Genomic DNA, 22,491 nt, shown 5'->3' on the forward strand with positions numbered 1-22,491 from the left:
CCAGGCGCTCCGCCAGGTCATGCGCCCACGGTGCCCCTGTCGCGATACAGCCGCTCGAAATCCGCGATCGGCACCGGCCGCCCCAGCAGGTATCCCTGCAGCGCGCCGCAGCCGCCTTCGACCAGGAAGCTGCGCTGCGCTTCGTGCTCGACGCCCTCGGCGACGATGTCGAGCCGGAGTCCGCGCGCCAGGGCGATGATGGCTTCGATGATCGGCGCGGCGGCGGGATCGAGATGCACGTCGTGCACGAACGAGCGGTCGATCTTCAGCGCGGCCAGCGGAAAGCGGCGCAGGTAGGCGAGCGAGGAATAGCCGGTGCCGAAGTCGTCGAGCGAAAACTGCACGCCAAGGCCGCACAGCGTGTGCATGTGCGCGATCAGTTCGGCGACGTTTTCGGCGAACACGCTTTCGGTCAGCTCCAGGCACAGCTGGGCGGGCGGGGCACCGGTGTCGTGCAGGATGCGCGCCACCTGCTCGGGAAACGCGGCGCTGCGCAACTGCTGCACGCTGACGTTGACGGCGAGCTTCAGCTGGTCCAGCGCCGCATCGCCCCGCCAGCGCGCCAGTGCGCGGCAGCTTTCTTCGAGCACGTGGCGGCCGAGGGGCACGATCAGGCCCGAGGCTTCGGCCAGGCCGATGAACTGGTCCGGCCCGAGCAGCACGCCGTCGGCGCGGCGCCAGCGCAGCAGCACCTCGGCCCCGAGCAGCGCACCGCTGCTGCTGAACTGCGGCTGGCAATACAGCACGAACTCGTGCGCCGACAAGCCCTCGCGCAGCGCGCGTTCGAGCGAGGCCTTGCGCTCGGCCGACGCCTGCATGCCCGGATCGAAAAAGCGCGCGGTGTTGCGCCCCTGTGCCTTGGCCTGGTACATGGCGAGGTCGGCCTGCCTGAGCAGGGTGTCGACGTCGCTCGAGACGCCGTCGAACAGCACCAGCCCCATGCTCGGGGTACTCACGAAGGGGCGGCCGTCCAGGCTGTAGGGTTGGTCCAGGACCAGCTTCAGCTTGTCGACCACGATATTCGCTTCGCGCACCGCTTCTTCGCCCGACCCGCCCAGTTCTTCCAGCACCAGCACGAACTCGTCGCCGCCCAGGCGTGCCAGGTGGTCATCGAGCCGGCGCTGGATCTCCACGGCAGTGCTGGAATGCATGGTCGCTGGATGATGCGTTAGTGCCTGCGGCCATACTAGCATGGCAAGCCGCGCGGGCGGCGTGCGTATGTACGCGGCTTGCCGCCCCCGCCTGCGGATAAACATTAACAATCCTTAATGTTCCAGACATCCACAGTTTAGTTCGCCAGTGGCATAGTGCTCCGCTACGCGATGTTCGCCAACCTCGACTACCAACTCTTCAATGCCATTCCACCTTCCTGAATGCCGCAAGGGACTGCCGGCCACCGGCAGCGCCCTCCTTCTTGCATGTCTGCTCGCCGCCTGCGGCAAGGACGCCACACCGCCCGCCCCGGCCGTACCCGAAGTCACGGTCCTGCCCGTGCTGCGCAGCGCCGTGCGGATGGACGTCGAGCTGCCGGGCCGTACTTCGCCCTCGCTGCTGGCCGAAGTGCGGGCGCGGGTGGACGGCATCGTGCAGGAGCGCAGCTTTACGGAGGGCAGCGACGTGCGCGCCGGGCAGCCGCTGTACCGGATCGACCCGGCTCCCTACCGCACCGCCCTGGCCAGCGCCGAGGCGCAACTCAAGCGCGCGCAGGCGAACCTGGCCAGCAGCACCGCCCAGCTGAAGCGCTACAAGGTGCTCATCGTCAGCAACGCCATCAGCAAGCAGGACTTCGACGATGCCGAAGCGGCGCAGCTGCAGGCCGCCGCCGACGTCGCCGCGGCCGAAGCTGCCGCCAGCAATGCCCGCATCAACCTCGGCTACACCAGCGTCACGGCGCCGATCGCCGGCCGCAGCAGCATTTCACAGGTGACGAAAGGCGCCTACGTGCAGGGCGGCTCGGCCACCCTGATGACCACCATCCAGCAACTCGACCCGATGTTCGTCGACCTGCAGCAGTCGAGCGTGGAAGGCCTGGCCCTGCGCCGCGACATCGCGGCCGGCAAGCTGACGGCGGGCGGCCAGCAGACCAGGGTCAGGCTGCAGCTCGAGGACGGCAGCACCTATGCCCACGAGGGCACGCTGGAAGTGAGCGGCGTGACCGTGGACCCGGCCACCGGCTCGGTGACGCTGCGCGCGCGCTTCCCGAACCCCGACCATTTGCTGCTGCCGGGGATGTTCGTGCGTGCTTCAGTGAACCAGGGCATGCGCCCGAACGTGGTGCAGGTGCCGGCGCCGGCCGTTAGGCGTAACCAGAAGGGTGACGCCAGCGTGATGCTGGTCGGCGCGAACGGCAAGACCGTGCTGCGCCCGGTGCGCACCGGCGCCCTGGCGAACGGCCAGTGGCTGGTCGAGGAAGGCCTGGAGGAAGGCGAGCGCGTGATCGTGAGCGGCACCCAGAAGCTCAAGCCGGACATGGCGGTGAAGGTGCGCGCCGCCGCTGCTGCTCCTGTTGCTGCACCTGCTCCTGCCGCGCCAACCCCTGCCGCCGCAAGCTGAGGACCGTCCCCGATGCCTAAATTCTTCATCGAGCGGCCGATCTTCGCGATCGTCATTTCGCTTCTCATCATGCTGGTCGGCGGTATCACGCTGCACAACATGCCGGTCGAGCAGTACCCGCCGGTGTCGCCGCCGGCCGTGCAGATCCGCGCCAGCTTCCCGGGTGCCTCGGCCGAGACCATGCAGAACACCGTGGTCCAGGTGATCGAGCAGCAGATGACCGGGATCGACAACATGCTCTACATGTCGTCGAGCAGCGACGAGACCGGCCAGTCGACCACTACCCTCACCTTCGCGCCGGGCACCGACCCCGACATCGCCCAGGTGCAGGTGCAGAACCAGCTGCAGGCGGCGGTGCCGCGCCTGCCGCGCGACGTGCAGAATGCCGGTCTGCGCGTGAGCAAATCGACCAGCGACTTCCTGATGGTGGCCGCCTTTGTGTCCGACAACGACAGCATGTCGAAATTCGACATCGCCAACTACGTGGCCTCGAACGTGCAGGACCCCTTGAGCCGCATCCCCGGCGTGGGCAGCATGAATTTGTTCGGCACCCAGTACGCGATGCGCATCTGGCTCGACCCGGTCAAGCTCACGGGCTTTGCGCTCACGCCGCTCGACGTGAACGCCGCCATCGAGGCCCAGAACGTGCAGGTCTCGGGCGGCCAGCTGGGCGGCCTGCCGGCCGTACCCGGCCAGACCCTGAGCGCCACCATCAACCAGGCCAGCCTGCTGCGCACGCCCGAACAGTTCGAGCGCATCCTGCTGAAAGTCCGCCCGGACGGCTCCAGCGTGCGCGTCAAGGACGTGGCGCGCGTGGCGCTCGGCCCGGAAAACTACAACGTCGACGTACGCTACAACGGCAAGCCGGCCTCGGGCCTGGGCATCCAGCTCGGCCCGGACGCCAACGCCCTCGATACCGCCGACGCCGTGCGCGCGCGCCTCAAAGAATTGAGCGCCTTCTTCCCCGAAGGCCTGCGCGTGGTCTACCCGAACGACATCACGCCTTTCATCGAGGTGTCGATCCACGAGGTGGTAAAGACCCTCATCGAAGGCATCGTGCTGGTGTTCCTGGTGATGTACCTGTTCCTGCAAAACTTCCGCGCCACCCTGATCCCGTCGATCACGGTGCCGGTGGTGCTGCTCGGGACCTTCGGCATCATGTCGGCGCTGGGCTTCACGATCAATACGCTGTCGATGTTCGGCCTGGTGCTGGCGATCGGCCTCCTGGTCGACGATGCGATCGTCGTGGTCGAGAACGTCGAGCGCGTGATGCACGAGGACGGCCTGGAACCGTACGAAGCGACGAAAAAGGCGATGGGCCAGATCACCAGCGCCCTGATCGGCGTGGCCCTGGTGCTGTCGGCCGTGTTCGTGCCGGTGGCCTTCTCCAGCGGCACGGTGGGCGCGATCTACCGCGAATTTTCGCTGACGGTGGTGGCCTCGATGCTGCTGTCGGTGTTCGTCGCGCTGACCCTGACGCCGGCGCTGTGCGCGATGCTGCTCAAGCGCCCCGACCCGAACCACCACGAGAAGCGCGGCTTCTTCGGCTGGTTCAACCGCAATTTCGAGCGCGAGCGCGACCGCTACCTCGGCAGCGTCACGGCGATTCTCGGCCGGCGCGGCCTGTGGATGCTGGTCTACGCGCTCATGATCGGCTTGGTGCTGGCGCTGTTCATGCGCCTGCCGGGCGGCTTCCTGCCGAAGGAAGACCAGGGCTATATGTTCGTGCAGGTGGAAACGGCGGCCGGCAGCACGGTCGAGACCACGGGCAAGGTACTGGAACAGATCGACCATTACCTGCTGAACGACGAAAAGGCGATGGTCGACGCCACCTTCATGACCATCGGCGCCAACAACCCGGCGCGCGGCCAGAACCAGGGCCGCCTGTTCGTGCGCCTGAAGACCTGGGACGAGCGCAAGGACGCCGAGCTGAGCGTCGCCGCCCTGAGCAGCCGCATCGCGGCGCGCTATGGCAACTTCCAGGGTGCGCGCATCACACCGGTGGAACCGCCGCCGATCCGCGGCCTGGGCTCGGCGGCCGGCTTCTCGCTGCAGCTGCAGGACCGCGGCAACCTCGGCCACGAAGCGCTGGGCAAGGCGCGCGACCAGCTGCTGGCCCTCGCCGCCAAGGAACCAAGCCTGGTGCGGGTGCGCTTTACCGGCCAGGCCGACAGCTCGACCTACAAGATCTCGATCGACCACGAAAAGGCGGCGGCGCTCGGCGTCAGTCTGTCCAGCGTCGACCAGATCTTCTCGACCGCCTGGGGCGCCAAGTACGTGAACAACTTCTTCGACACCGACAACCGCATCAAGCGCGTCTACGTGCAGGCCGATGCGCGCTTTCGCATGAACCCGGACGATCTCCGCCTGCTCCACGTGAGGAACGCCGACGGCCAGATGGTACCCTTCTCCTCGTTCGCGAAAGCCGAGTGGTCGTGGGGCGCGCCGGCGATGCAGCGCTATAACGGCATCGAGTCAGCCGAGATCCTGGGCCAGGCCGCGCCCGGCACCAGCAGCGGCGAAGCGATGCAGATCATGGACCGCCTGGTGAAGCAGCTGCCGGCCGGTATCGGCTACGAGTGGAGCGGCATCTCGCTGCAGGAATCCCAGGCCGGCGCCCAGGCACCCCTGCTGTACGCGCTGTCGATCCTGGTGGTCTTCCTGAGCCTGGCGGCGCTGTACGAAAGCTGGAGCGTGCCGGTGTCGGTGATCATGGTGGTGCCGATCGGCGTGCTCGGCGCGCTGGGCGCGGCCACCGCCTTCGGCCAGCAGAACGACGTGTTCTTCCAGGTGGGGCTCCTGACCACCATCGGCCTGTCGGCCAAGAATGCGATCCTGATTGTCGAATTCGCGCGCGAACTGCAGCAACAGGGCTACGGCGTGGTGGAAGCGGCGCTGGAATCGGCCAAGCTGCGCCTGCGCCCGATCATCATGACCTCGATGGCGTTCGTCCTGGGCGTGCTGCCGCTGGCAATCGCCACAGGCGCCGGCGCCGCCAGCCAGAACGCGCTCGGCATCGGCGTCATCGGCGGCATGCTGACGGCGACCTTCCTGGCGACCTATTTGATTCCGCTGTTCTTCGTGCTGATTGCGCGGCCGATCAAGCGGCGCAAGGCGGCGGCTGGTTCGGCTCCGGCCGTGCATGTGGCGGATGAACACAAGGTGGCCAGACATGGCGCCCTCTGACATGCGGGCCGGTACAATGACGGCATCGCGCCCGCCATGTGCGGGAACCTGAAGGAAACGCTGTGAAACTGCTGCTAGTCGAAGACAACGAACGGGTCGCGCGCTTCGTATGCAAGGGCCTGGTCGAGGCCGGCCATACCGTGCACCATGCCGACAATGGCCGCGACGGCATGTACCACGCCGTCAGCGAGCCGTATGACGCCATCGTCATGGACCGCATGCTCCCCGGCGGCATCGACGGCCTGGCCATCGTGGAAACGCTGCGCCAGGGCGGCAACCGGGTGCCGATCCTGGTGCTGAGCGCCCTCGACGGCGTGGACGACCGCATCCTCGGCCTGAAGCGCGGCGGCGACGACTACCTGGTGAAACCCTTCGCCTTTGGCGAGTTGCTGGCGCGCCTGGACGCGCTGATGCGCCGCTCGCAGGTGCAGGCGGCGGACACCACGCTGGCGCTCGGCGACCTGAGCGTCGATCTGCTGGCGCACAAGGTCACCCGCGCCGGCACGGCGATTGCCCTGCAGCCGCGCGAATTCAAGCTGCTCGAATACCTGCTGCGCCACGCGAACCAGGTGGTCACGCGGACCATGCTGCTCGAGAACGTATGGGATTACCACTTCGACCCGCAGACCAACGTGATCGACGTCCACATCAGTAAACTGCGCCAGAAGATCGACGCGCCCTTTGCCACGCCGCTGCTGAAGACCGTGCGCAATGCCGGCTACATGCTGACCGACCGGCCGTGAATCAGCTTTCCGTCTGCAGGCGCCTGGCCTCCCTGCTCAGGGTCCCGACCTTTTCCGCGCGCACCATCGCCGCCGGCTATGGCGTCGTGAGCCTGCTGGTACTGGCCATGTTCGCCGGCCCGCTGTGGTACGCCTGGCATACGAACATCGAACAGGTGCGCACCGAACTGCTGCGCTCCGACGCCCAGCGCCTGGCCAATCTATTCACGCGCAGCGGCGAGGCGGCGCTGGCGAACGCCATCGACACCCAGGTGGTCGGCACCAACGACGGCGTGCGCAAGATCATGCTGCTGGCCGCCCCCGGCGGCGCCCGCATCGCCGGCAACCTGCCCGCCTGGCCGCAGGGCTTGCCCGACCGCGACGGCCTGTGCTCGGGCACCATCCATGTGGACGGCGCGGCGCGCCGCATCGAGGCGATGCGCGTCACCCTGCCCGGCGGCTACCGGCTGCTGGTGGCCAGTAACCTGAACCGCTTCGACGAACTGGAACGCCTGTTCGTGTATGGCCTGCTGGCCTGCGCCGTCACGGTACTGGTGGGTGCGATCCTGGGCGGGATGCTGATCCGGCGCGCGCTGCTCGAGCGCATCGGCGGCATCAGCCAGACCACCGCCGCCATCATCGAAGGCAAGCTCTCGCGCCGCCTGGCCGAGCCGCACGACGGCGAGGAACTGCGGCTCCTGACCCAGACGGTGAACCGCATGCTCGACCAGATCGAGCAGCTGGTGACGAGCGTGCAGGACGTGTCGAACTCGATCGCCCACGATTTGCGCACGCCGCTGAGCGAACTGCGCGCGCGGCTGGAAGAGCTGGCGATCACGCGGCCGGATACCGAGGAGACCTTTGCCGAGATCGATGCGGCGATCGGCGACATCGACCGCGTGATGCGCATCTTCCAGGCCCTGCTGCGCCTGGCCGAAATCGACAGCGGCAGCCGGCGCAACGGCTTCGTGGAAGTCGACCTGGAGCGCCTGGGAGCGGAAGTGACCGAGTTCTACCTGCCGGTGGCGGAGCTGAAGGAGATCGACCTGGGCTTCCACGCCGAGGGCGCCTTGAAGGTGGTGGGCGACCCGCTGCTGATTGCGCAGGCGCTCGGCAACCTGGTCGAGAATGCGCTCAAGTACGCGCCGGAACACGGGGCGATCGCGGTGTCGGCGCGGCCGGAACCGGGTGGCGTGCTCGCCTTGGCGGTGGCGGACGATGGGCCGGGCATCGCCGAGGACGAGCGGCCGAAGGTGGTGCAGCGCTTCTACCGCGTGGACGGCAGCCGCGGCACGCCGGGCGTGGGGCTGGGCCTGAGCGTGGTGTCGGCGGTGGCGCGGCTGCATGGCGGAAGCCTGCGACTCGAAGACAATGCGCCGGGGCTGCGCGCGACGCTGGTGCTGCCGGTGCAAACCACGCACGCGGCCGTCGAACGCACCGGCTAACCATACGGTGGGGTCATTGATGCCGGGGGCATCGATCACGAAGTGCCCACGCGGTTACGTGCGTATCACCCGGACACGTGCGGTGACGGGTCGCTCGAAACACTCGCCCCGGACGAATACCGGTCAACGCATACCGCCATGCTGCATACTTCACTGAAATCTACACACTCGTAGGGTGGGCACCCCGTGACCACGCGGTACGCACGTTTCGCCCGGACACGTGCGGCGAGGTGTCGCTCGAAGTATCTACCTCGGACGAAACGCGGTAATCGCTTGTCGTCCGATGCTGCAGACGTCACGGAAACCTGCGGCGCGGCCAACGGCAACAGGATACGCACGTAACCGCGTGGGCACAGTGTGCCCACCCTACGGAATCATCGATCAATCGGGTAACCCGGCCGCTGCATCCGGAACAACTGGCCCTCCGTGATCTCGAAATAATCCGCCGGCCCGCCGCCGCGCAGGATGTGCTGCGCATTGGCGGTATCGTAGATGCCGTCCTTGAGCAAATGCCGGGCGATGTGCACGCCCACCACTTCCCCCAGCACCAGCCGGTTACCGGTATCGCTGCCGGCCGTGGTCTGCAGCGGGATGACCTGAGTAACGCGGCACTCGAAGGCGACCGGCGATTCAGCCACGCGCGGCGTCCCGACCACGCGTGCCGGCGCAGGCGTCAGCCCGGCCAGTTCGAACTCATCGACCTCGGGCGGCGCCGGCGCGCAGCTGACGTTCATCGCTTCGGCCAGCGGACGCGTGGCCAGGTTCCACACGAATTCGCCGGTCGCCTCGATGTTGTTGAGCGTGTCCTTGCGGCCCTGGCTGGAGAAGCCGATGATCGGCGGGACATAATTGAAGGCGTTGAAGAAGCTGTACGGCGCCAGGTTCAGGACGCCGTCCGCGCTGCGGCTGGAGATCCAGCCGATCGGGCGCGGGCCGATGATGGCATTGAAGGGGTCGTGCGGCAGGCCGTGGCCGCGCGCCGGTTCGTAGAAGTGGTCGTCACGCACGTGAGCATTCCTTTGGGATGGCAGGTTGCCTATTCTGCCAAAGGATGCGAATCGGTGCCGGACGCTGCTCTAGGCAAGCGCCGCACGGCGCAGCGCCACGCGCGCCGCGGCAAGGTCCCAGGCCGCCGTGCCGACGCTCTTGAACACCGCCGGGCGCGTGCCGTCGGCCGGCATGCGCAACAAGGCGCCGAGCGAAACTACGCGCGACCAGTCGACGCCGGCGCGCAGCAAATCGCCCGCTTCGTGGCGCGCGCCAGGCGGATCGTCGGCGTACAAATCGCTCCCGGCTAGCGTCGTCGCACCGATCTCGGCCATCTCGGGCCGGAAGGCGCCGACGCCGATCACCAGGCAGCCGGGCCGCGGCGCTTCGTCGTACACCGGTTCCCGGCTGGTGGTGAGCGTGATCACCACGTCGAAGGCGGGCGCATCCGCCGTGCGCGGGCGCAGGCCGCCGTGCCATGCGCCGTGCGCCTCGCAAAAGCACGCGGCAGCATCGTGGGTGCGCGCCTGGACCCAGACCTGCGCCTGCGGGTACAAGGCATGCAGGGCCTGCATGTGATAGCGCGCCTGGGTGCCGGTGCCGACGAGCAGGATGTGCCGGGGCGCCTGCGGCAGCAGCTGGCGAATCGCCAGCAAGCTGACGGCGGCAGTGCGGCGGCCGGTGACTTCCGGCCCGTCGAGCAGGCATCGCAGCTGGCCGGTGGCCGTGTCGCAGACGGTGACGGCGCCGTGGATGGCAGGCAGGCCGAGGTGCTTGTTACCGTGATGGACGTTGACCAGCTTGTGGATGGCGATGTCCTCGGCCGCGGCGGGCATGCTGAGCATGACCGCGCCGGCGCCAAGCGGCACGACCAGCCGCTCCGGGCTGCGGATGGCGCCGGCCTCGAGCTCCTGTGCGGCGGTGGCGATGGCATCGACCAGCTCGGCGAAGTCGAGCAAGGCGGCGGTCTGGGCGCGGTCGTGGATGCTGATGCCGGCGGGGATGGCGGCCGGACGGGGAGCGTTCATGTGCGTTCTCGTGGCGGGTCGGGAATCGGACCATGATGGCCGATTGTTGAATATTGCGCAACAACCGGCCGGCCCGGCGCGGCATCAGTGCACGAACGAACCGTGAAAGCCCAATGGAATCGCGCTGGCCACGGTGGCGCGGGCGAGCGGCGTCATGGTCCTGGCGTCGATGACGGCAAGCTGGGCCGAGTCGGCTTCTTGCGCCGAGCCGACTGTCAGCAGCACGCCGTCGTCTTCTTCTTCCCCATGCGGGCGCGCGACAAAGACCGGTTCGCCGAATACCCAGGCATCGTCGCGGAACGCGCTGGACGTGCCGCTGTCGAGGTCGAGCTTGACGACCGCCGAGGCATAGGCCTGCCCGGCCTGCGGCCAGTTCGCCGCGCCATACGCATAGCGATACGGGCGGCCGTTCACGCGCCGGTAGTTCGTGGCCGGGAATTCGAAGCCGGTGTCGCCCAGCGTTTCCACCGTGGCCCGCGTCACGCCCTGGCGCATGACGATGCGCAGCAGCGCGGGCCGCAGGTCGGGCAGTTCCTCTACCATGCGCTCGATGCGCAGCGCGTCCACGATGCCGGCGTCCGGATAGGCCAGCAGGTCGAGCACGGTCTCGTCGCCGCGCTCGAAGGCATTCACCGTGTGGAAGGCGAAGAAGGGCTCGGTCACGTGTTCGCGCACGGCGCCGCTGTCGCGGTCGATGAGGACCAGGTGCGTGCCCGCTTCCGGGTGCCAGTCGAAATGGTCGATGTAGCCCTTGCTCGACCATAGCATGTTGGACGTCTTCACCGCAAACGGATGGGCGACCAGGATCGCGTTGCGCGGCGTTAGCCCGAAGGTGTGGACATAGGGAATGCGCCCCGTCTGCCAGGCGCCGACCACCTCGCGCCGGCGCGCGCCCGGTGCGTGTTCATACACCGAGATGGTGCCCTTCCTGCCGAAGGCCGTCGCAACGTTCACCACGCTGTTGCGCTCGGCGTCGAAATGCGGGTGCGCCGTCATGATCGCCCCGTGCAGGGCGTCGCTGGCATAGCGCACCGGGCCGTCCACGGCGAGGGTGGTGTCGTCGATGACGAGCTGGCGGTTGCCTTCGGTCATGGCCACCAGGTCCTGGCCGATGCGCGCGATGTTCACGTTGTCGTTGTCGGTGATGCGCGGCACCGGCTCGACCAGGCGCTGCCACAGCGGGCGCACGGTCGGCGTGCCGAAGCTGCCGAGCCTGGCCTTGCCCTGCCAGGCATCGCGCGCTGCTTCCGAGTCGAGCAGGCGCGAGCGAAAGCCGATGCCGGCCTCGCCGATGCGGAAGACATACACCATACCCAGCCCATCGAACCAGTGCCGGGCATGCCAGCCGGCCGCGTCGAACACGGCCGGACAGGTGCGCACCAGCTCGCCGCGCAGCCAGTGCGGCACCTCACCCTCGACCACGGCAGGAACGGCGGTGTGGCATTCGCGCGAACGGCGGAACGGCGCGCGCGTCTCGATAGAGGGCGGGTGGGCAAGCATGGTGGCCATGATGTTTCTTTCCTGCGCTCAAGACGCATGCGTTTCGACGTGATCGTCCAACGATGTAGATCACATTCCGCACCGGGAGGTTCCGTGATGACCGAACCGGAAAACGCCGATCCTGCAGCAGCATGGCTGAGCAGCGCATGCCCTTGGCCAGCGGCTGGCGAGCATGCGCTGGTCAGCCGCGCGCCCCGGTCTCGCGCCCTCCATTACGCTATGAGGGTCGGGCTGGCGAATGCGCTTGACCTCATGTCCACTTACGGACGTTGCATGCGGGCAGCAGTCCTGCTGCACATGCCGGCAAGAGGCCGGTGTCTGCTGCGGTATGCGCTGTTGTCCGCATGGCGTCCATCGACCAAAAAGGAGAACGATCATGGCTTACGAATTGCCACCTCTGCCTTACGCATACGATGCACTCGAGCCGCATTTCGATGCGCGCACGATGGAAATCCACCATACCAAACACCACCAGACCTACGTCACCAACCTGAACAACGCGCTGAAGGAAGCCGGTGTCGACGACAGCGCGCCGGTCGAAGAGCTGATCACGCGCATCGATACCCTGCCCCAGCAGATCCAGACCGCCGTGCGCAACAACGGCGGCGGCCACGCCAACCACTCGCTGTTCTGGACGGTGCTGAAGGCCGGCGGCGGCGGCCAGCCGTCGGGCGCGGTTGCCGACGCCATCGAGCGCGATCTCGGCGGCTACGACAAGTTTAAGGAAGCCTTTACCAAGGCCGCGCAGACCCGCTTCGGCAGCGGCTGGGCCTGGCTAACGGTGGGGTCGGACGGCAAGCTGCTGGTGGAAAGCAGCGCCAACCAGGACCACCCGCAGATGGGCGGTTTTGCCGGGCTGTCGGGCGGCACGCCGATCCTGGGGCTGGACGTGTGGGAACACGCGTACTACCTGAACTACCAGAACCGCCGGCCGGATTATATTGCGGCGTTCTTCAACATCATCAATTGGGATGAGGTGAACCGGCGCTACGAGGCGGCGGTGAAGTAAGGCACGACGGGTCGGCTTCGCGCCGGCCATTCCCATGTGCGGGCCTGCCTGCAGCGAGCAGGCGGCCTCGCATACAGCGCTGCGGGTCGCCGCTTACTCGGCCACCAGGCTGATGGCGTACCCGCCTCCAGGCGCACAATACTGGCTCAGCTTCGTCTTGCCGGTCACCCTGGTCTTGCGGATGCCATAAGCTTTCGGGTTGGTCTCATAGTGCGCATCCTTGCGGTCCGCATAGATCGTGGCAGTGTAGTGTTTGCCAGGATCGAGGAAGCCCAGGTCGACCGTCGACGTCCGCCCCTGCTCGTCGCACGTGCTCCCCACGAACCAGCTGCTCTTGCCCTTGGCCTTGCGCGCAATCGTGATGTAGTCGCCCGGCTCGGCTTCCAGCACTTTGCTATCGTCCCAGTCGACAGCCACGTCCTTGATGAACTGGAACGCATCCAGGTATTTCTCGTAGGTCTCCGGCAGATCGGCCGCCATCTGCAGCGGCGAGTACATGGTCACGTACAGGGCCAACTGGCGCGCCAGCGTGCTGTGCACGAAGGACTTGTTCTTCGGATTGTAGGCGCTGATCCGCGTCTCGAAAATCCCGGGCGTATAGTCCATCGGGCCGCCGATCAGCCGGGTGAACGGCAGGATGGTCGTGTGGTCCGCATGGTTGCCGCCGAAGGATTCGTACTCCGTGCCGCGCGCCGACTCGTTGCCGATCAAATTCGGATAGGTGCGCGACAGTCCGGTCGGGCGCACGGCCTCGTGCGCATTGACCATGATCTTGTACTTGGCCGCCTCGGTAACGGCATACAGGTAATGGTTGTTCATCCACTGCCCATAGTGGTATTCGCCGCGCGGCAGGATGTTGCCCACGTAGCCGCTCTTCACCGAGTTGTAGCCGTTGTCGACCATGAACTGGTAGGCCGCCGGCAGGTGCCGCTCGTAGTTGCGGATCGAACCGCTGGTTTCGTGGTGCATCATCATCTTGATGCCCTTGCCCGCCGCATAGCGGTGCAGCTCCTGCACGTCGAAGTCCGGGTACGGCGTGACGAAGTCGAACACGGCATCCTTGTGCTTGCCGAACCAGTCTTCCCAGCCCACGTTCCAGCCCTCGACCAGCACCGCATCGAGTTGATGTTTGGCGGCGAAGTCGATGTAGCGTTTTACATTCGCGGTATTCGCGGCGTGGGTGCCGTTCGGCCTGGCCTTGGCATAGTCGAAGCTGCCGAGCTTGATGTTGCCTTCGTCGGTGTAGGACCAGGAACTGCGCCCCGTGATCATCTCCCACCACACGCCCACGTACTTGATCGGCTTGATCCACGAGACATCCTTGTATTCGGTCGGCTCGTTCAGGTTCAGCACCAGCTTCGATTCGAGGATGTCCCCTGCCCGGTCGCTGACGATGATCGTGCGCCACGGCGTCACGGCCGGCGTTTGCAGGTAGCCCTTGTCGCCGCGCGCGTCGGGCGTCAGGTGCGATTCGAGCACCATGTTCCTGTCGTCGAGGTCGAGCGACATGGCCGCGTAGTCGACCAGCGCCGCTTCATGCAGGTTGATGTACAGGCCGTCCTGGCTCTTGAGCATGAGCGGCGTCTGCACGCCGGTCGGCGAGAAGGTGGTCTGCGAGGCGTTTGGCGTGACCGCCTTTTTCATCAGGCCGCGTACTTCCGACAGCTTCGAGGTCGTGGTGTGGTATTCCTGGGTGTCGTAGTCACCCGGTAGCCAGAAGGCCTTGTGATCGCCCGCCAGCGCAAATTGCGTGCGCTCTTCCTTGATCACGAAATAGTCGAGGTTAGGCTGCTTCGGGAAATCGTAACGGAAACCGAGGCCGTCGTCGAACAGGCGGAAGTGCAGCAGCATGGTGCGCTTCGTGGCCGCCTGGGTCAGCGTGACAGTGAGCCCGTTGTAGTGGTTGCGGATGGTCTTGACCTCGCCCCACACCGGGTTCCAGCTTTCGTCGACCGTGCTGGTGCTGCTGGACGCCACGGCGAAGCCGCTGGTAAGGCCCGGGCCTTCCTTCAGGTCCAGGCCGAGGCGGCTGGTCTTGATGACGGGGCGGCCCTTGTAGCTCAGGCTGTAGGTGGGTTCGCCACCCGCGCCGAGCGCGAAGTGGAGCGTGAGCTGGCGGTTCGGCGAGTGGATGTCCTCGGCCCGGGCGGCATGGGCCGACAGGCAGAGGGCCAGCAACAGGAAACGGGAAAGCAGCGCGCGGACGGCGTGGGGGCGGAAGATATTGGTCATAAGTAATTATATACTTGGCAAACCCACGCTTCGCTCCGTTCAGGCCCGCTCACCGCAACGAGTGCGGTAGCGAGCGCCTGCATGACAACCGGACCTGCGCGACGCCATCAACAGCCTGCAGCCTGCGGCCGACTCAGGCTGCCAGCGCCCCCAGCTCGACGATCCGGTAGCTGGCCTGCGGCGCATCGTCACCGCTGGTGGCGATGAACTCCCATCCCGCGCCCGCGCCGCCCATGCGGTAGACCCGTCCGCTGCCGGGCGGCAGCAGCAGGTGCACGCGCGAGACGACGTAGCCGACGCAGGCGCCGCCGCTGCGCACCACCATCACGTCGCCGTGTGCTGCATCGACCACAGCGGCGGCATCGCCGGTGCGCAGATCGCGCATCGGGATACTCTGCCCTTCCCACGCCATGGCGCCGTTGCCATCGGTTGCCGCCTCGCGCAGGCTGACGATGCGCTCCACCGTGTCGATGGCGGTGGCGAACATGCCGCCGCCTTCGAACACGATGTAGGCGGTGGCGTTGGCCGCACGCCTATCCTGCTCGTGGCCGTGGACTGTGCCGGGGCGTACGCCGCCACCTGTGCCCGGATCGCGGCTGAGCGCTGCCTCGGGAAACCGCGCGAACAGGCGCGCTTCGTCGAGCAGGCGCAGCGGCGCACCGTCGGCGTCAAACAGGGTCGACAGCAAGCCGTCCGCCGCCGCCAGGCTTGCCGTATCGACAGTTTGCAGGCCCAGCGCCGCGTGCACCGGCAAGCCCAGCGCCAGGCCGCCGTGCTCGACGATCGCCAGCAGCGCAGGGGCGGCGCCGTCCGCCATCGCGTCCAGCCCCAGCGCCGCATGCGCCAGCACCGGCACGTGGCGGCCGCGCCAGATGCAGTAGCCCATGCCGGCGCCCAGGGGTCCCAGCGCCGGCATGGGCAGCACCTCAATCAGCGCGTCGGCCGCCAGCGCCAGCCTGTCGGCGCCTGCCTGCAGCACCGCATACGAGCGCGCGGCAGGCGGCGGCGTGTCCGCCGTGGCCGCCGGCATGACGGAATCCGGCGAATAGCCGGCGTCCTGGTGCCAGGCCGCCGCCAGCCGCGCCAGGCGCTCGACGTCGAGCAGGCTCAGGATGCGCCCGCTGGCCGGCTCGCGCACGGCGCAGTGAAAGACTTCGTCCGCGCAGTCGTCGTGGTGCAGGCGCATGACGGTGTGCGCGGCCACCGCGGCCAGGCCGCCGACGGTGTCGGCCTTCAGGCCGATGGTGCGCCCGCCGGCGTGCAGGATCAGCACGCGCGCCGCGGCGGCCGGACTTGCCTGCCCCTGTTCTGGCGCCGTGCCGACATCGACCCAGCGCGCCAGGTCGACCACCGGCACCAGCCGCCTGTCATGTTCGACCACGCCAAGCAGCGCGCCATGGCGGCGCGGCAGCAGGGCCGGCGCGGGCGGCAACGTGACCGCCTGCAGCACGCTCTGCGCCGGAATGCCGACCCATACCGCGCCGATCCCGGCCTCGGCCAGGTGCAGGAGTTCTGCCAACGGCATCGCTCAGCGCTCCGTGGCGATGCGTTCCAATTCGCCCAGCAGCGCCGAGGCGTTGCGCGTGGCGCTGGCCTGGGCGCTGGTCGAGGCATGGATGCCGCCGATCGACTCGCTGGTCTTTTCCACCGACACGACGATGCGGCCGAACGCATCTTCGACCTCGCCGGACAGGCGCGTGCCCTCGCTGACCCGGGCCACGGTTTCGTTGATCAGCTTGGCGATCTCGCGCGCGGCCAGCGCCGATTTCTCGGCCAGCTTGCGCACCTCGTTGGCCACCACCGAGAAGCCCTTGCCGTGCTCGCCCGCGCGCGCCGCCTCGATCGCCGCGTTGAAGGCAAGCAGGTGGGTCTGGCCGGCGATGTCGCTGATGGTGTCGATGATCTCGCGCACGTTGCCAGAGGCCTGCTGGATCGCCCCGATCGACTGGCGCGAACGCGCCAGCAGCTTGCTGCCTTCGGCCGCGTCCTGCTGGGTGCGCGTGGCCAGTTCGCTCGACTGCTGCGAACCCTGGGCGATCGCCGCGATCGACTGGGTCAGCTCGCTGAGCACGCCGGCAATCGCCTTGACCTTGGCGCTGACCAGCTCTTCGCGGTGCACCTGCTCGGTGACGTCCATCGCGAATTTCACGACTTTATAGGGCTTGCCGTTGACGTCGAGGATGGGGTTGTAGGTGGCGACGATCCAGATGTCGGCGTCGTGCTTGCCGCGCCGCTGGAAGCGTCCGGACTGGAACTGGCCCTGGGCCAGGTTGGCCCAGAAATGGCGGTAGGCCGCGCTCCTCACCAGCGCCGGGTCGCAGAACATGCTGTGGTGGGCGCCCGCGACTTCGTCGCTTGTATAGCCCATGGTGCGCAGGAAGTTATCGTTCGCGTTCAATACATTGCCGCGCAGGTCGAATTCGATCACGGCCTGCGAGCGCCCGATCGACTCCAGCTTGCCCTTGACCTCGGTGTCCTGGCGCTTCTGCTGCGTGATGTCGGTGGCGAACTTGACGATCTTGATCGGCTTGCCGTCGGCGTCGAAGATCGGGTTGTACGAGGCCAGCAGCCAGACTTCCTTGCCGGCGCGCGTCACGCGGCGGTACTCGCCGGCGTTGAATTCGCCGCGGCCCAGGCGGTCCCAGAAGGCCAGGTACTCGGACGAACCGGCCAGGGTCGGGTCGCAGAACATGCGGTGGTGCTGGCCGCGGATCTCGTCCAGCGTGTACCCCATGGCATCGAGGAAGTTGCTGTTCGCCGTCAGTACCCGGCCCTGCAGATCGAACTCGATCACGGCCTGGACCCGGTCGATCGCCTGGTTCTTGCCTTCGTAGTCGGCGTTGCGCAGGGTTTGCTCGGTGATGTCGGTGGCGTACTTGATGACCTTGCACGGCTTGCCGTCGGGGCCGAACACCGGGTTGTACGAGGCACTGATCCAGACATCGCGCCCGGACTTGTGGCGGCGCTTGAACTGGCCCGCGTGGACTTCGCCCTTGCCCAAGTGGGCCCAGAACAGCGCGTACTCGGGCGACGCCGCATAAGCCGGCTCGCAGAACAGGCGGTGGTGCTGGCCGCGCAGCTCGTCCAGCGAGTAGCCGAGCGTGTCCAGGAATTTCGCGTTGGCGTGCAGGATGCTGCCGTCGAGACCGAATTCGATCACGGCCTGGACCCGGTCGATGGCATCGATCTTGGCCGCGTTCTCGGCCTGCTGCAGCCGGGATTGGCTAATGTTGGTGGCGAACTTGATCACCTTGGCCGGGCGGCCTGCGCCGTCGAACACCGGGTTGTACGAGGCCTGCAGCCAGACCGGCACACCGTCGCGCCCGAGGCGCATGTATTCGCCCTGGCTCGGGTGGCCGCTGCCCAGCGCGTCCCAGAAAGCCACATAGGCATCGGACGCAACGTAATCGGCGGCGCAGAACAGGCGGTGATGGCGGCCCACGATCTCGCCCAGCGTATAGCCCATCGCATCGAGGAAGTTCTGGTTCGCGTGCAGGACATGGCCCTGCATGTCGAAGTCGACCACGGCCTGGGTGCGCTGGATGGCGTCGAGTGCGGCGTGCGCCATGTCGAGCCGGCTGTCGGGTGTAGCGAGGATGGTGGAGGCGAGCATTCTTGTTGTTGGTGTCCGGTAGGTGGAGGGTGGCGTGACCGTGGGGTGCCAAATGGATGGCTTTCCAAGGGGAAACAAGAATAGCAGTGCAGCAGCGAAGAACTAGCAAAAATTCAATTGAATCAGACAATAAATGCGGCGCGTTCAGGGTCCGTTGTTATTCGACAACAGCCAATGTCAGATTTGCTGAAAGCGGTGATCTGCCCGGTCATTTTGCTGCCGGGATTGGGAGCGCCATTGGTTGCCCGCCTGACGACGCTTGATCGGCGAGATTGCCTGCGCGAACAAGATCGGCGATGCCAGGACAATCGCGGATGCCGGCGCGGCGCCGCGATCGCGGCGACATGGAGAACGTATTTGGCTACCTGATGGTGGCCGAGCAGGGAAAGACAGGTTACCGCAGCGTGGCAACCCGCGTGCACTACGGCGGCGCCGTATGCCGCGTCACCAGTTGGACCCTGGTCGGGCATGCCGACCTCGATGCCGACGGCAGCGACGAATTGCTGGTCCAGGCCTGGGGCTGGGAGTCGACGGGCCTGGCCATCCTGCGCCGGGCCGGGGGGCGCTGGCGCAGCGCACTGGAGACGGACCGCTCGGCGCCAGGCTGCTGAAGGCGCGGCGGCTCGTTACTGCCGCCGCGCCCGCTTTTCATGCAACCCGCAGCTCAGGACTTCTTGGCCGTGCTGCGCCGCGTGCGCGCGTGGCTGCTGCGGCTCTTGCGGCGCGATGCCGTACGGCGTTTCGGCTTGTGCTTGGTCTTGGTTTCGCCGGCAGCGGCGCGCTGCTTGTTGACGATGCGGGCCGCGACTTCGTCCTCGCGTCCCTTGTACCGTTTTTCCTTCTTGAACTTGCGTTCCAGTTTCTTGGCTTCGCGTTCGCGTTTCGGGCTGGCTCCTCTTGGCATCGCATGCTCCTGTTGACTTTGACGTCTTCATGGTAGACAGGAGAACGCGACCGTGGCGCACGCGTCGCGCCCAGGACGCGTAGCGCAACGCGCGGGTTTCGCTTATCAGCCGGGCGTCGCGAAGTCGAGCGGGGCGTATTGCGCGCCATGCCGATCGACTCGCTTCCCGCCGACGCCATCCGCTGGGGATGCAAGGTCGCGTCCTTTGCCGGCACCCTGTTCGCGTGTCATCGCGAGGTCATGCGCCCGGCTTACATTGGCTGCGTCCTGCAGTCGTATCGGCATGACAACAAAATGCAACGTGAGTTGCATACGAGCAAACACAACTTTCTTCGGGAATGTCATGACCTCACGACGCAGATTCTTGCGCGGCAGCGCCCAGGCGGGCATCGCCGCTGCAACCTACGCAGCTTTCCCTCCGGCCATCCAGCGCGCCCTCGCTATCCCGGCCAACAACGCGACGCGCAGCATCCGCGACGTCGAACACGTGGTGATCCTGATGCAGGAGAACCGCGCATTCGACCACTACTTCGGCACGCTTGCCGGCGTGCGCGGCTTCGGCGACCGCTTTCCCATCCCGCTGCCCGAGGGCCGCAATGTGTGGCAGCAGCGTATGGCGAACGGCAACCTGATGATGCCCTTCCACCTGGACGGCAGCCGCGGCAACGCCCAGCGCGCCAACGGTACCCCGCACGACTGGCTCGACAGCCAGCTGGCCTGGGACAACGGCCGCATGGACCAGTGGCCGCGCTACAAGAACGCGATCTCGATGGGTTACTTCAAGGAGAACGAGATCCCGTTCGCGTTCGCGCTGGCGAATGCCTTTACGCTGTGCGACGCCTACCACTGCGCCATGCATACCGGCACCGACGCCAACCGCTCGTTCTTCCTGACCGGCACCAATGGCGCGGTACCGACCGGCACCGCCTTTGTCACCAACGAATGGGATGCGATCGACGGCACGCAAGCCGGCGTGAACACGGGTTATACCTGGACCACCTACGCCGAACGGCTGGAAGCGGCCGGCGTCAGCTGGATCAGCTACCAGAACATGCCCGACGAATGGGGCGACAACATGCTCGGCGCCTTCCGCCAGTTCAAGCGCGCCAACCTCGCCTCGGGCTACCCGGTGTCCAGCGGCGGCGCGCCGAACCAGCCCTACACCAATACCGGCCAGTCCCTGCCCTACCACGCCTACGACGCGGCCACCGACAACGCCGGCAACCCGCTCTACAAGGGCATCGCCAACACCCTGCCGGGCACCCAGCCCGAGCAATACCTGGACGCCTTCAAGCGCGATATCCGCGAGGGCAAGCTGCCGCAGGTGTCGTGGATGAACGCGCCGTCGATCTACTGCGAACACCCCGGCCCATCGAGCCCGGTGCAGGGTTCGTGGTTCCTGCAGGAGGTCCTGGACGCATTGACGGCCAACCCCGAGGTCTGGAGCAAGACCGTCCTGATCGTGAACTTCGACGAGAACGACGGCTACTTCGACCACGTGCCCTCGCCTTCCGCCCCTTCGCCCGACGGCAAGGGCGGCTACGCCGGCAAGACCACGCTGCCGCCGGGCGCCCTGGGCGCCGAATACTACACTCATCCTCGACCGGAAGGCAGCACGCGGCAGCCGGCGCCGGACGGCCGCGTCTACGGGCCCGGCCCGCGCGTGCCGATGTACGTGATTTCGCCATGGAGCCGCGGCGGCTGGGTCAACTCGCAGGTGTTCGACCATACCTCAGTGCTGCGCTTCCTGGAAGCGCGCTTCGGCGTCAAGGAGCCGAACATCAGCCCCTTCCGCCGCGCGGTGTGCGGCGACCTCACCAGCGCCTTCAACTTCGAGACACCGAACAGCGAAGCCCTGCCGGTGCTGGGTGGCCGCAAGAGCAGGAGCCAGGCCGACGCGCTGCGCGCCGCGCAGGGGCGTCTGGCGCAGATCACGCCGCCGGTCTCGCCCCAGATGCCGCAGCAAGCCAGCGGCACGCGTCCATCGCGCGCGCTGCCCTACGAACTGGCGACCATCTGCGAGGTGCTGCCCGGCGCCACGATGAACGCCGCGCAGGTGGCGCTGACCTTCATCAACACCGGCCGCCAGGGCGCCGTGTTCCACGTGTACGACCGCAAGAACCTGGCGGCGGTCCCGCGCCGCTACACGGTCGAATCGGGCAAGACGCTGTCGGACATGTGGACGCCCGCGGTGGGCGGTCCCTACGATTTGTGGGTGCTGGGGCCGAACGGTTACCACCGCCACTTCACAGGCAGCGCCTTGCGCGCCGTGGCGGCGGGCCAGCCGCGCCCCGAAGTGCAGGTGCGCTGCGATGCGGCCACTGGCGAACTGGTCGTGCGCATGGTGAATGCGGGCGCCGCGCCTTGCACCTTCAACCTGAACGCGAATGCCTATGCGGCGCTGAGACAGATGCATACGCTCGCACCACGCACGGATCTGCTGGTGCGCATCCCGGTGGCGAGCAACGGCTACTGGTATGACATCAGCGCCACGGTGTCGGGCCAGTTTGACTACCTGCGGCGCTTCGCCGGCCGCGTCGAAACCGGCCGCCACACGGTCAGCGACCCGGCGCTGGGCCGCGCCTGACCAGGCGCATTGTTCGGGACCATGCGGCCGGCACGCTGCCGGCTGTTTCCCTTGCATCCCTCATCCATCGAAAGGAACCTCATGCATCCCATCATTCGCAAGCTCGCCGTCGGCGCCGCCCTCGTGCTGTCCGCTCCCTTCGCCGCGGCGACCGTACTGACCTTCGACGACATCATCGGCCCGGACGGCATTGCCGCCATGCCCGTCACCTACGGTGGACTGGACTGGTCGAACGCCGGCATGTCCGTCTACACTTACGAGCAGGCGCCGTTTACCGCCCATTCGGGCCAGGGCCGCGTGACCACCAACTGGACCGACAACTGGCCGGTTGCCAGCACAATCCGCTTCCTGTCGCCCACGATGTTCGATGGCGCCTGGTTCTCGGGCTATGCCGACAGCATCGTGCGCTTCGACTTGTACTTCGGCGGCGAGCTGGTGGCGCGTTCGACGTCGCTGCAGCTGTCGGAGGTCCCGATGTATCTCGACGCGGGCTGGAACCGTGCGATCGATACGATTGTCGTGGCGAGCGATTTCCCGGCGTCGTACGTGATGGATGATTTCAGCTTCAACGGCGCTGCGCAGGTGCCGGAACCAGGCTCGATCGCGCTGATGCTGGCCGGCCTGGGGATTGCCGGCCTCGCACGCCGCCGGCGCTAGGGCCGGAAGCCTGCCGCGCGAGCGCAGGATCGAGCGCCTCGGCAATGGCGATGCTCATCTCATGCTTC

Annotated in this window: 17 protein-coding genes; 8 read left to right on the forward strand and 9 right to left on the reverse strand. The window is 67.0% G+C overall.

Translation table 11 applies throughout. The features are described 5' to 3' along the window. Nucleotides 1–17 precede the first annotated feature (17 nt). Nucleotides 18–1,151, reverse strand: coding sequence for a putative bifunctional diguanylate cyclase/phosphodiesterase (locus ACWYRN_RS23640; RefSeq protein ID WP_488690250.1), 1,134 nt, complete (start codon nt 1,149–1,151; stop codon nt 18–20). A 202-nt stretch (nt 1,152–1,353) separates the two neighbouring features. On the opposite strand from ACWYRN_RS23640, the gene ACWYRN_RS23645 reads away from it, so the two are divergent. The 4 genes from ACWYRN_RS23645 to ACWYRN_RS23660 all read left to right on the forward strand — a co-directional run bounded on the left by ACWYRN_RS23645 (nt 1,354) and on the right by ACWYRN_RS23660 (nt 7,906). Further along, complete coding sequence (locus ACWYRN_RS23645; protein WP_488690251.1) at nt 1,354–2,553, forward strand: efflux RND transporter periplasmic adaptor subunit; 1,200 nt, start codon at nt 1,354–1,356, stop codon at nt 2,551–2,553. 12 nt (nt 2,554–2,565) lie between these two features. Then, a complete protein-coding gene (locus ACWYRN_RS23650) occupies nt 2,566–5,739 on the forward strand; it encodes an efflux RND transporter permease subunit (protein ID WP_488690252.1) in 3,174 nt (1,057 codons plus the stop codon). A 62-nt stretch (nt 5,740–5,801) separates the two neighbouring features. Further along, nucleotides 5,802–6,482: a response regulator transcription factor gene (locus ACWYRN_RS23655; protein WP_488690253.1), complete on the forward strand. Its 681-nt coding sequence runs from the start codon at nt 5,802–5,804 to the stop codon at nt 6,480–6,482. Further along, a complete protein-coding gene (locus tag ACWYRN_RS23660; RefSeq protein WP_488690254.1) occupies nt 6,479–7,906 on the forward strand; it encodes a sensor histidine kinase in 1,428 nt (475 codons plus the stop codon). The genes ACWYRN_RS23655 and ACWYRN_RS23660 overlap by 4 nt, the downstream gene beginning before the upstream one ends. Before the next feature lie 374 nt (nt 7,907–8,280). Here ACWYRN_RS23660 and ACWYRN_RS23665 read toward each other — a convergent pair whose 3' ends face one another. The 3 genes from ACWYRN_RS23665 to ACWYRN_RS23675 all read right to left on the reverse strand — a co-directional run bounded on the left by ACWYRN_RS23665 (nt 8,281) and on the right by ACWYRN_RS23675 (nt 11,430). Further along, nucleotides 8,281–8,913, reverse strand: a complete 633-nt coding sequence (locus ACWYRN_RS23665; protein WP_488690255.1) for a flavin reductase family protein — start codon at nt 8,911–8,913, stop codon at nt 8,281–8,283. 69 nt (nt 8,914–8,982) lie between these two features. Continuing rightward, on the reverse strand, nt 8,983–9,921 hold the full coding sequence (gene lhpI, locus ACWYRN_RS23670) for a bifunctional Delta(1)-pyrroline-2-carboxylate/Delta(1)-piperideine-2-carboxylate reductase (RefSeq protein ID WP_488690256.1): 939 nt from the start codon (nt 9,919–9,921) through the stop codon (nt 8,983–8,985). Between the two features lie 84 nt (nt 9,922–10,005). Further along, complete coding sequence (locus ACWYRN_RS23675; RefSeq protein WP_488690257.1) at nt 10,006–11,430, reverse strand: carotenoid oxygenase family protein; 1,425 nt, start codon at nt 11,428–11,430, stop codon at nt 10,006–10,008. Between the two features lie 367 nt (nt 11,431–11,797). Between ACWYRN_RS23675 and ACWYRN_RS23680 the strand changes: the two genes are divergently transcribed. Further along, on the forward strand, nt 11,798–12,430 hold the full coding sequence (locus tag ACWYRN_RS23680; RefSeq protein WP_488690258.1) for a superoxide dismutase: 633 nt from the start codon (nt 11,798–11,800) through the stop codon (nt 12,428–12,430). Between the two features lie 93 nt (nt 12,431–12,523). On the opposite strand, the gene ACWYRN_RS23685 is transcribed toward ACWYRN_RS23680, so the two are convergent. The 3 genes from ACWYRN_RS23685 to ACWYRN_RS23695 form a co-directional block, all read right to left on the reverse strand. After that, nucleotides 12,524–14,662: a glycoside hydrolase family 97 protein gene (locus ACWYRN_RS23685; protein WP_488690259.1), complete on the reverse strand. Its 2,139-nt coding sequence runs from the start codon at nt 14,660–14,662 to the stop codon at nt 12,524–12,526. 133 nt (nt 14,663–14,795) lie between these two features. Beyond that, nucleotides 14,796–16,187, reverse strand: coding sequence for a chemotaxis protein CheW (locus ACWYRN_RS23690; protein WP_488690260.1), 1,392 nt, complete (start codon nt 16,185–16,187; stop codon nt 14,796–14,798). Nucleotides 16,188–16,190: 3 nt separating this feature from the next. Beyond that, complete coding sequence (locus tag ACWYRN_RS23695; RefSeq protein WP_488690261.1) at nt 16,191–18,275, reverse strand: PAS domain-containing protein; 2,085 nt, start codon at nt 18,273–18,275, stop codon at nt 16,191–16,193. A 344-nt stretch (nt 18,276–18,619) separates the two neighbouring features. On the opposite strand from ACWYRN_RS23695, the gene ACWYRN_RS23700 reads away from it, so the two are divergent. Then, a complete protein-coding gene (locus ACWYRN_RS23700; RefSeq protein ID WP_488690262.1) occupies nt 18,620–18,886 on the forward strand; it encodes a hypothetical protein in 267 nt (88 codons plus the stop codon). A 53-nt stretch (nt 18,887–18,939) separates the two neighbouring features. Here ACWYRN_RS23700 and ACWYRN_RS23705 read toward each other — a convergent pair whose 3' ends face one another. Beyond that, on the reverse strand, nt 18,940–19,179 hold the full coding sequence (locus ACWYRN_RS23705; protein ID WP_488690263.1) for a hypothetical protein: 240 nt from the start codon (nt 19,177–19,179) through the stop codon (nt 18,940–18,942). Nucleotides 19,180–19,284: 105 nt separating this feature from the next. Continuing rightward, complete coding sequence (locus ACWYRN_RS23710) at nt 19,285–19,524, reverse strand: hypothetical protein (RefSeq protein ID WP_488690264.1); 240 nt, start codon at nt 19,522–19,524, stop codon at nt 19,285–19,287. Here ACWYRN_RS23710 and ACWYRN_RS23715 point away from each other — a divergent pair. Beyond that, nucleotides 19,523–21,766: a phosphocholine-specific phospholipase C gene (locus ACWYRN_RS23715; RefSeq protein ID WP_488690265.1), complete on the forward strand. Its 2,244-nt coding sequence runs from the start codon at nt 19,523–19,525 to the stop codon at nt 21,764–21,766. The two genes, ACWYRN_RS23710 and ACWYRN_RS23715, sit on opposite strands and share 2 nt — an antisense overlap. An 81-nt stretch (nt 21,767–21,847) precedes the next feature. Continuing rightward, nucleotides 21,848–22,423, forward strand: coding sequence for a PEP-CTERM sorting domain-containing protein (locus ACWYRN_RS23720; protein ID WP_488690266.1), 576 nt, complete (start codon nt 21,848–21,850; stop codon nt 22,421–22,423). Nucleotides 22,424–22,491 lie beyond the last annotated feature (68 nt).

This window comes from Massilia sp. BAP21, assembly GCF_057801335.1.